Here is a 12,797-nt window from a genome sequence, read left to right as displayed (position 1 = left end):
GCCCTTTTTGTTTGCTCTGCTCATGGAACGCGGTTTGAGATTTTATTTTCACAATTAAGCTTTGCTAGCTCGGATGGTTTGAGATTTTCTAGCTTGGGTAGTTTGAGAATGAGATATATAACTCAGATCACCAGCTTGGACTTGACCACCTAAGACATACGCATTGCTGCTAACGATTGGCTCCGCCTATACAAGATAACAACTAAACCCTATAAAAAACGGCAAAAATCAGTACGAGAATAGTAATACAGCAAGTGCGATTGAAATCGAAATAGAAATTAAACCAATGATTAAATGTATATATCTAGATAGGAATTTGTTTTCAATGGCTTCTTCAGGGCAATTGATTGGAACACATAAACTGATCTTGTCACCGATTTGAGGTCCAAACCGAGTGTAAGCTTGTTCGTCATAATTAATCAGAGTTCCTCTTGTATAACGCTTTCCTTGCCAAAAATACTCTACAACCGGATTAATGAAAACTTGTTGGTACTTGAAGTACTCATGATCTGGGCTGTATCTGGTATTTTCATCCAGTGAAATAATAGTCCCTTCAACGATATCGTATGTTAAAAATTGATCTTCTCTAAATCTCAATATTCCACCAATCCCGATGAGACCAAGGATGAATGAGAACCAAGAGAATAAAATATGTCCTCCTATATCCTCAAAGACAAATGCAGCGATGATCACGGAAGGAATAGACAAGATAAAAACAAAAAACAACATCAATCTCTTCATATAACACCCAAAAAACAATTAAAAAAGGTCAAACCATACTAAAAGGTCAAACCATACTAAAAATAGAAAGAGCAGATCATATTAAGTGCCTTTAAAATAAAGACTTAATATAAATATAAAAGATTTATTTCTACATGCTAAAACGCTACCTGACGGTGAAACGATAAACATGATTAACTTTACACCGCTACACAAACTCCTATAAAAAATTAACGCTTCTTACCGCCCAAAGCGCGCTTTTTGGCACGTTGTTTTTGGGCCGCTTTGCCGTTACGCCTTGGTTCGGTGTCCATTTTATTAAAGTCGGGTTCAAAGCCGGGTAACCATTGTTGTGGTAAACGCTTGTCCAATACGACTTCGACTTCTTCCAGTAATAGAGCATCCTCTTGGCTAAAAAGGGTGATGGCAAGCCCTGCACTGCCCGCTCGACCTGTGCGGCCAATACGATGAATATAATCTTCGGCGATAAAAGGCAGCTCAAAATTAATCACGTACTTGAGCTCGACGATATCTAGGCCTCGGGCAGCGACATCCGTGGCTACCAGCACTTGAATTTTGCCTTGTTTAAATTCCTGCAAGACTTTCTCGCGCGCACCTTGGGACAAGTCACCGTGAAACGCCTGAGTAATAATATCGGCTTTATTGAGTTGCTGAACCAGTTTGTCGACGCCTTGCTTAGTGCGGCTAAAAATCAGCACTTGATGCCAGTTTTTACTGCGTACCAGATAGCTGACGAGTTCGGTTTTACGGTCGGCATCGACGGCATAAACCACTTGCTCAATTTCGGCAGCGGTCGTGTTGCGCTTGGCTACTTCAATCAACTTGGGATCGCGCAGTAAGGTTTTACTTAAGCTAAAGATGGCGGCATCTAAGGTGGCAGAAAATAACAGCGTTTGTCTGTCACTCGGCACTTGCTTGAGCACGGCTTGAATTTCATCCATAAAGCCCATGTCGAGCATACGATCGGCTTCATCAAACACAAGCACGCTCAATTGTTTAAGACTCAATGCGCCTTGTCTGAGGTGGTCGAGTAAACGGCCCGGCGTAGCAATTAACACATCTATCCCTGCATTAAACACGGCAACCTGCGCATCGATACTCACGCCGCCGTAGGCGATACCGACACGGATATCTGTCCCTTTAGCGTACTTAACAAAACTCTGTTGTACCTGCACTGCCAGCTCACGTGTCGGCACTAAGACTAATGCACGTACAGGTCTCACCGCCGTTAACTCTTGCAAAGGGCTGAGTGCCAACAAATGATGCAAGATTGGCAAGGCGAACGCCGCGGTTTTGCCTGTACCCGTTTGGGCGCCAGCCATCACATCCCGTTTAGCCAAGATGGCAGGGATCGCTTCTAGCTGGATGGGCGTTGGCGACTCATAGCCAAGACTCGCTAAGGTATTCACTAATGTGGAGTTTAAGGATAAGACACTAAAAGACATTGCGGTTAACCACTGAAAATAATGGCCAGAATTTTAGCAGACACAACCCCAAGCGACTAGCGCCATAGCGCTAGCCCTGTGGTTCTATCGGGTGAAACTAAATCAATTTCAGGATAGTTAGCCTTACCATAAGTCAGTCTCGCAATACGCCAGCATCACGATAGAAATGCGTCGAGATCTTCTGGTAGTTGCGGACGACTAAAGAGATAACCTTGGGCTTGATCGCACTGATTTTGTTGCAGAAAATCGGCTTGTTCTTTGGTTTCCACTCCTTCGGCGATAATGTCGAGCTTCAACGCATGTCCAAGCGCAATCACAGCTTTAGCAATCGCGGTATTGTTAGTGTCGAAGGGAATATCCCGCACGAAGGATTGATCAATCTTCAGCTTATGGATGGGTAGTTTTTTCAAATAATTCAGCGATGAATAACCGGTGCCAAAGTCATCGACCGATAATTCTATGCCCAGATCGCCAAGTAACTTTAAGTCACGGATAGCAAGATCGGGATTTTGCATCATCACACTTTCGGTCACTTCAAGCTCTAAGTGTTTGGCGGGCAAGCCCGTTTCAGCTAAGACACGTTTTACATCATCCACAAAGGAGCTACGCTGTAACTGCTGTCCGGCCACGTTCACCGCAATGCGGCCAAAGTGTTTGCCTTCACTAAGCCAACGCATGCCCTGACGACAGGCGGTTTCTAACACCCATAAACCAATCTCATGGATAAGACCAATTTTTTCCGCCACAGGTATAAATACCGCGGGCGAAATTAAACCCAGTTGAGGATCGTGCCAACGCAACAGCGCTTCAAATCCCACGGTTTTTCGAGTCACTAAGTCGAGTTTTGGCTGATACATCAAGTACAAAGCATTTTGCTCAATCGCGCCATAGAGGGCACTTTGCAGCTTAAGATGTTCAAAAGATTGCTGCGTTAAGGACTCAGTATAAAAAGCGTAATTATTGCGGCCATCATTTTTAGCGCGATACATGGCCGCATCGGCGTTACGCAGTAAAGTGTCAGCATCGGTTCCATCACTTGGATACAAAGACACGCCCATGCTCGCGGTCAAACGCAAGTGGTCGCCTGTGCTCACAATAAACGGTTGTTCAAACACTTGCCGCAATTGATGAATGGCAACCGTGGCATCTTCGCTATTATCAATCCCCGAAATTAACGCCACAAACTCATCGCCACCAATACGTGATAACACATCTTGATCGCCTACTTGGCTACGTAAACGCTTGGCAAGCTCGACCAGCATTTCATCACCTATGCTATGGCCAAAACTGTCATTGATATGCTTAAACAAATCGACATCTATCATCACAGTCGCTAACTGCAAATTCAGCCGCTTAGCTTGCCGAACTTCTTGTTTGAGCTGCATCATAAACTTCATGCGATTAGGCAAATGCGTTAGCGGGTCGAAATACGCTAAGTGCGTAAGCTGCGCTTCATTCTCTTTTTGGGCAGAAATATCGGCAAACACAGCGACAAAATAACGCACATCACCGACTTCGTCATAAATCGTACTTATGGTGATATTTTGCGGGAAAATAGTGCCATTTTTACGCCGATTCCAGATTTCACCATTCCACTTACCGTTTGCCAACAAGGCATTCCACAGTTTGTCGAAGAATGCTTTATCATGGCGACCCGAGCTAAAAATCCGTGGATTCTGACCGATCAGCTCATCCCTTACATAACCTGTGATCTCAAAAAAGGCGCCGTTAACGTCGGTAATATTGCCGTGCCTGTCGGTCACAACCACACCTTCGACCGAGTTTTTAAACACATTGGTCGCCAATGTTAGCTGCTCTTCAACCGCTTTATGCTTGGAAATATTGCGAGTCATACCGATAACGCCCACAAACTCACCTTGGGGATTTAAGGTTGGGAGTTTGAGCGTTTCTAACCAAAGATGATTTTTAGCTTCATTGCCGTCTAAACACTCAGCGACAATAATAGGCATGCCAGACTCGATAGCGAGCCTATCCCCCTCTAGAAAAATATTCGCAATTTCCGCACCAAAGAGTTCGACATCGGATTTACCGACAATCTCACTGCGGGGCATTTCCCATGCTTTCTCGACGCTGCGATTACAGAGTGTGTAAATGCCAGCGGCATTTTTCATCCAAATATGTTCTTCAAAACTATCGATAAAGGTTTGTAAATCGACCGTATCGACACACGTAGGCGCACCTCGGCTTAATGTTTGAGCCGCACTGTGTTGGCTCAATATCTCGCCTAACTGGCGTTGAATGCTATAGCTGATAAGCTTTGCAAGCTGCAGCGTTTTCGAATCTACGCCGAGCGCCTCGTTGTGATAAAAACATAAAAAGCCAAAATTTGCCCCTGATGGCCAAGCGAGGGATAAACAAATCACGCTGCCGATTGCGCTACAAGTGCGCCAATCTGAGTGCTGCCGAGTATCTATGATCAATTGGGACTGACTGACCAGCTCAGTTAACTCTGACACAGATAATAACGAGATGATTTGATGGTGGCCTAATCGCGGCAATACCGAAATCGGCTCGGTTGGGCTGACCAACTGTTCTTGGGCTAATTGGGCATCAACGGATGTTTCAAACGTATCGGACGGATTGGAAGTGAGTTCTGATGTCGTCGTTTTTGATAGCGTGGCTGTTGAAGGAACAGCTTTTGACTGTGTAGCTATTGATGATGTCGCCGCTGATAATGTTGAATTAGGCAGGGTTTTCGCCGAATGATTACCGCTTAATTGACAGAGTATTGCCTGTATTTCGCTTTCAGCCGCAGAATCTGAACTTAACATGCTGCTAAGTTCACCCGCAGCATTCCATGCTATTAATATTGCTTTACTGTTTGATATCTCGGCGACTAAGTTTACGTCCCTCAACCAGTTATCCAGCTCTTGCTGCGAAATAGGTACATCTATCATCATCTTGCCAACTAATACTTAGTTACTACTCAATCGACCCACGGCGAGAATACCGTAAGACCCCAAACGCATGCTCACATTAGCCCCAGAGGGAAAGCGTTAACCAAGGGGTAAAACTTCATAAAATTTTACGTTTAACATCAATCCACTACATATCCGTTGGCGCTAGTCTTAAATCTCAAACCGTCCTCATCATAGCCACCTTTTAAGGCTGGAGAGGTCAAACCATCAAGGTTAGAGGGATGTTTCTAGCCGACTCTTTCTAGCCGACTCAACGTGTCCTTACACAGTTAAGCACTGCTGACATAGCCTTTGCTACTTTAGCACAAAATTTTCGAGTCAGTATTGGGATAAGTTTATTGCGTAACAATTAGTTAGACTTAACCGATTAAGCCTTACCGCAGTGCTAAAGCACTTTGTGAGCAGCAGATAACTCTCCCTAAAGACATAAATCAGCAATAACAGAGTTTTGATTGACAAAAATGCTATCTTATTGTCTACAATGGAAATAATAAGGCTGAAAAACCAAGGATATTTATGCCCACTGACGTCGTATCAAGCCAAGCCACCCTACTCGACAGTAAACAACTGTATCGCATTTGCGAACTCGACCAATTAAGCACAGATTGCCAGTCCACAGCCGAGCTCACTCCACTTGATGATATTGTCGGCCAAGAACGTGCCCAGCAAGCGGTAGAGTTTGCGATGGGGATTAAAGAAAAGGGTTATAACATCTACGCCATCGGCCAGAACGGCCTTGGCAAACGCACTATGATGCTGCGCTATTTAAGCCGTCACGAGCCAAGCGATCATACGCTGTACGACTGGTGTTACGTGGTTAATTTCGATGATACCCGTTGCCCTAAAGTGCTCAAACTGAGCGCGGGGACTGGGCTTGAATTTAAAAAAGCCGTCGAAAAATTAATGCTAAAACTTGTCAAAGCTATGCCTTTAGCCTTTGATAATGAAATGTATTATGCCCGCACCGAAAAGCTCAAAAGCCAGCTATCACAGAAACAAGAAGTCGCACTCACAGAATTAACCGAAGAAGCAAAACAAAAAGGCATCAGCCTCAGCTTGACTATGCAGGGCGACTATCAAATGTTAGCCCTCAATGGTGAGGAGCCCCACGACGAAGCCTCATTCGAAGCCTTGACCGATGCTGAACGCAGCCAATTTGAAAGCAATATCAACGGTCTAGAAGTGAAACTGCGCGGTATTATTCGCCAAATCACAGAATGGGAAGAAGAATTTAGCGACAAGCAGCAAGAGCATGACGAGCAAGTCGCCAAAGAAGTGTTAATCCATTTTATTAAGCCACTTAAAGATAAGTTCAAGCACCAGCCAGAAGCGCGCACTTTCTTAACCGGTATGCAGGCGGATATCTTAGATAATCTGGATATTTTCTTAGAAGAAAGCGAAGAACAATTGGGCCTAGCCTACGCTTCCCTAGAAAAGAAAATGCCCCGTCGCTACCAAGTTAACGTTTTGGTCGGCCAAGGCACTCAAAAATTCCCCATAGTCGTCGAAGAAAGCCCGAGTTATCACAGCCTATTTGGCTATGTGGAGAACGCCACATTTAGAGGCACAGTGTTCACCGACTTCTCGCTTATCCGTCCCGGCAGCCTGCACAAGGCGAATGGCGGCGTGTTATTGATGGATGCCGTTAAAGTATTAGAGCGCCCTTATGTGTGGGACGGACTAAAGCGCGCCCTGCGTTCACGCAAACTGGATTTAAGCTCACTCGAACGGGAAGTGTCTCTATCGGGTACGATTTCCTTGGCGCCCGAGCCTATCCCATTAGATGTGAAAATTATTCTTTTTGGCGATCATGAAACCTATCAGCTGCTTCAGCACTATGATCCTGACTTTAGCGAGCTATTTCGCGTTACCGCCGATTTTGAAGATGTGATGGACAGAACCGCGACCTCAGAGGCGCACTATGCCCGCTTTATTTCGAGCATAGTCCACGACAACAACATGCTGCACTGCGATCGCGCCGCCATAGCGCGCATCATCGAATACAGCTCGCGGGAAGCCGAAGATCAGCAAAAACTGTCGCTACACTCGGCCAATATTGCCAACCTGCTGCGGGAATCAAACTACTGCGCTAAATCGGCAGGCAGTCAGCAAATTTTAGTGCCGCACGTTGAGCAAGCACTGCGAAATCAAGAACAAAGAGTCTCGCGTCTGCATGACAATATAATGCAGAGCTTTACCAACGGCACCACCTTGATCAGCACTCAAGGCAAAGTGGTTGGACAAATCAATGCCTTATCCGTCATTTCGACCTCAGATCATCAGTTTGGTATGCCCAATCGCATCACAGCAACCACTGCCTTTGGTAAGGGTGAAGTGATGGATATCGAACACAGAGTCAAACTAGGGGGGCGAATTCACTCTAAGGGCGTGTTGATCTTAACCGCTTATTTAGCCTCAGTGTTAGGTAAAACAGCGCAAATCCCGCTCACCACTTACCTCACCTTCGAGCAATCTTACAGCGGCGTGGACGGCGATAGCGCCTCAATGGCCGAATGTTGCGCCATTATCTCGGCCATTAGCGAGCAAGCACTAAGGCAAGATATTGCCATCACAGGTTCGATGAACCAGTTTGGTGAGGCTCAGCCCATTGGCGGTGTGAATGAGAAGATTGAAGGCTTCTTTGATGTCTGCAAAATTAAAGGCCGTACGTCAGATCAAGGGGTGATTATTCCTGCTTCGAACATGGTTAACCTTATGCTACGTAAAGACATTGTCGATGCAGTGGCGCAAGGTGAGTTCCATATTTGGGCCATTACCCATGTAACGCAAGCCATGGAGTTACTGCTTGGTAAAACCGCCGGCAGTTTGTCGCAAACGGCCGCACCTAGCCAAGGGCAATATTCTCCAGAGAGCATTTTCGGCATCGCCCAGCAAAAACTCACCGCACTTAGATCCTTAGTTAAAGCGGATTAAGCTAAAGGATGTGGGATTGGCAAACAAAAAAGGGTTAGCCAATACTAACCCTTTATTTATTAAGCTATTAAGTGAAATTACACTAAGCTTGCTAGCATTTCATCGCTATAAGGCACGAGTTCAACGCCATCACGCACGCGAGCAACATAATCAGGGTTAGCAATGAATGGACGACCGATAGCAATCAAGTCGAACTTATTCGCTGCAATCGCTTCACTGGCGGTTTCAGCGCTGTAGCTTCCCACTCCCACTAAGGTTTTGCCATAGTGTGCGCGCACATAGCTTGAAGCTCTGCCGCCAAGATAGTCGAATTCCATACTGTCATCGAAAATCCCAATATGCACAAAGGCGATATCACGCGACTCTAACTCAGGTAAGAAATAATCGAACACTTCGCGGTCACGGCTATCGGCCGCCATATTGAAATAAGCCCCTGGAGAAATCCGTAGACCGGTTCTGTCTTTGCCGATACGAGCCACTACTGCGTCGACAACTTCAAGCGCAAAGCGGGACATATTGGCTGGCGTGCCACCGTATTCATCGGTGCGGCGATTGCTGTCATGGTGTAAGAAAGTATCAATTAAATAACCATTTGCACCGTGGATTTCAACACCATCAAAGCCAGCTTCAATGGCATTTTCCGCCGCTTTGGCGTAATCACGCACTAGGCCTTGAATATCCTCGAGTGTGGCTGGTTTTGGCGTGACATAAGTTAGCTCACGCATTCTTGGCACGCTGCCTTCAATCTTCTGTGCTGATGCAGCAAGCACATCGCCACCACCGAAAAAGTGTGGATGTGCAACACGGCCCGTATGCCATAACTGCACAAAAATCTTACCGCCTTTGGCATGTACCGCATCAGTCACTTTGCGCCAGCCAGCAATTTGCGCTTGAGTAAAAATACCAGGGGTATTTGGGTAACCTTGGGCATCGGGACGAATAATGGTCGCCTCTGTGATGATCAAACCCGCTTCGGCACGGCGTGCATAATAGGCAACCATGTCATCGGTCGGCACTAAGTCGGCATCGGCCATACAACGGGTCAAAGGCGCCATTAAGAAACGATTGTTTAAGGTAATAGTGTCATTAAGCGAGTAGGTTTCGAACAGATTTGCCAAGGAATTTGGCGTGGTTTGTGTGGTCATTTTCTCAGTCCCATTCTTGAATATGCATTCAAGATATTATTATTTGAACGATCATTCAAGTTAATTTTTGAATGTTCGTTCAAAATTAGGTAGAATTCGGCCTAAGCGTTTCTATACAAGTGAATTAAATTCGATGCGTAATGCAGAGTTCGACCGAGAACAGGTACTTCGCGGCGCTATGGCCGCCTTCATGCACAAGGGTTACACCAAAACGAGCATGCAAGATCTAACTCAAGCCACGGGATTACATCCGGGGTCGATTTACTGCGCTTTTACCAATAAACGCGGATTACTAATCGCAGCCATTGAGCAATATCAACTCGACAGAAATGCGCAGTTCAACAGCCTTTTCGCTAAAAGCGAAAATGTACTAACGAACTTGAAAACCTATTTAGATCAAATTGTTGCCGAATGCCTAAGTTGTGATAGCGCCCAAGCTTGTTTATTGACGAAGGCATTAAATGAAGTGGCTGAGCAAGATGTTGAGATTAGAGATATCATCAATCAGTATCTGCAATCTTGGCAGCAAGCGCTAACGCAGCAGTTTACCAGCGCAGCCGAGCAAGGACTGCTAGAAGGTCATCGCAGCGACGAGCAAAGAGCCCAATATTTTATGATGGGAATTTATGGTTTAAGAACCTTCGCTCACACCCATCCAAATGCCGAAACCCTTCAACATCTTGCCGATCGTTTACTAACTGAAGTCTGCCATTAAAGGCGCTTTAATTTGTTCAATGGCGAATATCTGGGCGACTAAATCGATAGTGGCTAATGAATGCAGATGTATGGCTGGTAATCGCTCAGATATTGTTGAATGTCGAGTTATTGAGAGTCGAATTATTGGGTGTGATGCTATGGAAGGTGGTGTTATTCAAGTCGAGATAAGCGTCACTATCTCCTTGAATTCAAGCCGATAAAGCGCAGTAAATACGTTCTGTACATTATTCAATAAGATTAAAAGAAGTATTGCAGAGAAAGTCGAGACGCTAATTCAACAAGGCGATTATGCGTCCCAAGGATGACTATTTTTTGACATGCTAATCTATTGGATGTTAATTTTTTAATTCTAACCTTTTGAAATTATAAGCTAATTTCAACCTATATTAGCCTGAGCAAACACCCGCTCGCCTAATGAGTTCAGTATCTTACATTCACCTTCAAGTACGGCAATGATCGATTTTCCCTTACGAAAACTTGCCGGTATCATCACACGCCCAGCTTCACTCACAGGCAAATTAGCTAGCACAGAATTGTGCATAATTAACCCTACGGGCGCGTCATAATATAAAACAGTAACAGTCGCTTGATTTGCTTGCATCACATTTAACTCACATTAAGCAGCGTCTGCTGCGTTATATTTACGTCGCAAGAGAGCTCCCTGTCCTCTACATCTTAAAATATCCCCAAAGATATTTTAACCATTTTTAAATCAACTAATTAAGGTCTAATTCAATCTTTAATATTCTTATTATGGCGTACAGAACTGTATCAAACTGTACACCTTGAGCTATTTAAGCACTTCAGCAAAAAGATGCCAATCTATTTCTATTATGTTAATCAATTACCCACCACGGTTCACAAGTACAACACATGACAAGGTGCGTTTTTATGCATTTATTAGAGCAAATAACCTAAATTTGATTATCTATTATTTACTTAGCCTTAAATCCCACTCTAAATCCGCCCCAATGTTTACCATTCACAAAAATGGGCACAGACAAGTCGTGCATCACTTCGCCTGTATCCCGTTTGTAGGTTTGCAGTAATACAGGCTCAGTATGGGCGCCGCAGCGGATACCTGTCGGATCATTAAACAAGCGTTTGGTTCGATTATGCACCATATCGACTTCGACTTTGCCCGTCAGCGCTTGACTAAAGCGTTTATTATGGGTCGGGAAATAACCTTTTTTATCAACGGCTCCCGCATAAATGATTTCGCTGTGTTTTGCCAGAATGGGTTCTTGAATCGTTGGAAAATGCTGATCGGTATAACGATCGAAAGCTGTGCTGTATTTCTGCGGCTGAGTATTAGCAATAGGTTGATATTTAGGATTAAACAAATCTGCCTCGCTAAAACTGCCGCTAGCTAAACCTTGTGCCAACTTGTCACCGCACGCTTTAGCGGCCACATTGGCCAATTGCAAAACCTGCTGATCGAAGGTTTGTGTATCCCATTTAGACAGCGCTTTAAAAATGCCCTCGGTGGTCAAGGATAGAGTAAAGGCCTGCTCTGATACGCTATGACTCTGTTTACCCGTCGAATTTAACGAATCACGTATTTGAGTCACAGAGCGGCTAATGTCGTTAGTGGTGTTGTTATATTGTTTGAGGGAATCTTCCATATCACCTAACGCATGGGCCGATTGAGTCACAGAGGCCGAAATCTCAGTGAAGTGCGCGTCTAACTCGCCCATAGCCGCGACCACATCGGCGGTTTGCGTTACGACCCTTTCCATCAGCCCAGAGGTTTTATCGGTTTCGCTGCGGATTTCTAATAGCATCTTGCCGATATCTTGGGTCGCACCTGCGGTTTTACCCGCAAGACTGCGAACTTCGTCTGCGACAACCGCAAAACCTCGGCCCTGCTCTCCCGCACGAGCCGCTTCGATGGCCGCATTTAACGCCAACAGATTCGTTTGTTCGGCAACGGAGTTAATCACTTCGGTGATTTTTTGGATTTCTTCGGCTCGCGACTTAAGCGCCTGTACTTGCTCGGCGGCGGTATCAATATCCGTACTCAGTGAGCGAATAGCCGCCACACCTTTTTGGGCTTGGCTGCGCCCCTGCACGCTAACGCGCTCGGCCTCTTGTGCCTGACCTAAAATATCGGCGGCATTATCGCCAAGTTGGGCCGTGGTATGACTCAATTGCCCCGCGGCAACGGCAATAGCGCTAGCATGCTCGCCATTTGATTCAATGGATTTATTCAGTAAATCAATAAAATGCGACACTTCAGCCGAACCAATAGCAATTTTACTGGTTTGCACACTGATATCATGGGCAGGAAGGCTTTGATCTTTTAATGCCTTAGTATTTGCCTCATCGGTGTCGAGCTTGGCCTTAGTTGCGCGCAAACACACCCACACCACTAAGCCAGAGGTGATTGCGCCCAAGATCAGCGCCTGCACAATGCTCGGAAGATGCAGTCCCGCAAGCAATAAACTCCCCAGAGTGACCAGCGTGAAACTGATAAAAATTAAAACTTTGTGCTGTATTTCCATATACTTCCCGTAACTGCGCAAGGTAAAAATGAAAGGGAAAGGCTAAGAGTCGAATCATTCGCCCTCGTTCTGCAGCTATCAATTACAGCTGACTAAGAAGGGCTAACTATGATAGCGCTCAAGATTTATAGTTTTAGTCTATTTCTCTGAATAAGCTAGATAAACAAAGTAGCAGTTAACTATCATCAACAGTCTCACGTGTGTATGGCATTAGACATTAGTATTAATCTCGCGTGATTTAGTCTTAGTCCATTCTCAAGATAACCCCACCTGAAAAAGCCAACTTTGCCCTGAAATGCGTACCCCGTCGCCTTCTAGGTAATAAATCCCACATGGACGACTGCACTTATGCCAAGAAAACTGCTAATATCG

The 12,797-nt window shown here is 45.2% G+C and carries 8 protein-coding genes; 2 read left to right on the top strand and 6 right to left on the bottom strand.

What is annotated here, in order from left to right; translation table 11 throughout:
- Positions 1 to 228: 228 nt before the first annotated feature.
- The 3 genes from AC5YB3_RS18125 to AC5YB3_RS18115 form a co-directional block, all read right to left on the bottom strand.
- Positions 229 to 741 carry a hypothetical protein gene (locus tag AC5YB3_RS18125; RefSeq protein ID WP_494525875.1) on the bottom strand — a complete coding sequence of 171 codons (513 nt, stop codon included), beginning with the start codon at positions 739 to 741 and terminating at the stop codon, positions 229 to 231.
- Between the two features lie 209 nt (positions 742 to 950).
- A complete protein-coding gene (locus AC5YB3_RS18120; protein WP_494525874.1) occupies positions 951 to 2,186 on the bottom strand; it encodes a DEAD/DEAH box helicase in 1,236 nt (411 codons plus the stop codon).
- A gap of 155 nt (positions 2,187 to 2,341) precedes the next feature.
- Entirely contained in the window at positions 2,342 to 5,107 is a 2,766-nt protein-coding gene (locus AC5YB3_RS18115) for an EAL domain-containing protein (protein WP_494525873.1), read from the bottom strand.
- Positions 5,108 to 5,641: 534 nt separating this feature from the next.
- Between AC5YB3_RS18115 and AC5YB3_RS18110 the strand changes: the two genes are divergently transcribed.
- The gene (locus AC5YB3_RS18110; RefSeq protein ID WP_494525872.1) at positions 5,642 to 8,059 is read left to right on the top strand and encodes a Lon protease family protein; all 2,418 of its coding nucleotides are present in this window, start codon (positions 5,642 to 5,644) and stop codon (positions 8,057 to 8,059) included.
- A 77-nt stretch (positions 8,060 to 8,136) separates the two neighbouring features.
- On the opposite strand, the gene AC5YB3_RS18105 is transcribed toward AC5YB3_RS18110, so the two are convergent.
- Positions 8,137 to 9,204, bottom strand: a complete 1,068-nt coding sequence (locus AC5YB3_RS18105) for an alkene reductase (protein ID WP_012588232.1) — start codon at positions 9,202 to 9,204, stop codon at positions 8,137 to 8,139.
- Positions 9,205 to 9,337: 133 nt separating this feature from the next.
- On the opposite strand from AC5YB3_RS18105, the gene AC5YB3_RS18100 reads away from it, so the two are divergent.
- Positions 9,338 to 9,919, top strand: a complete 582-nt coding sequence (locus AC5YB3_RS18100; protein ID WP_494525871.1) for a TetR/AcrR family transcriptional regulator — start codon at positions 9,338 to 9,340, stop codon at positions 9,917 to 9,919.
- 378 nt (positions 9,920 to 10,297) lie between these two features.
- Here AC5YB3_RS18100 and AC5YB3_RS18095 read toward each other — a convergent pair whose 3' ends face one another.
- Together AC5YB3_RS18095 and AC5YB3_RS18090 are read right to left on the bottom strand one after the other, a co-directional pair.
- Positions 10,298 to 10,522, bottom strand: a complete 225-nt coding sequence (locus tag AC5YB3_RS18095) for a TIGR02922 family protein (RefSeq protein WP_006080825.1) — start codon at positions 10,520 to 10,522, stop codon at positions 10,298 to 10,300.
- A 334-nt stretch (positions 10,523 to 10,856) separates the two neighbouring features.
- A complete protein-coding gene (locus tag AC5YB3_RS18090; RefSeq protein ID WP_311897938.1) occupies positions 10,857 to 12,425 on the bottom strand; it encodes a methyl-accepting chemotaxis protein in 1,569 nt (522 codons plus the stop codon).
- Positions 12,426 to 12,797: the final 372 nt, after the last annotated feature.

The sequence above is a fragment of the Shewanella sp. 1311 genome (genome assembly GCF_059338235.1).
Note: the sequence above shows the minus strand (reverse complement) of the source record. Positions and strands in the feature narration are given on the sequence as shown.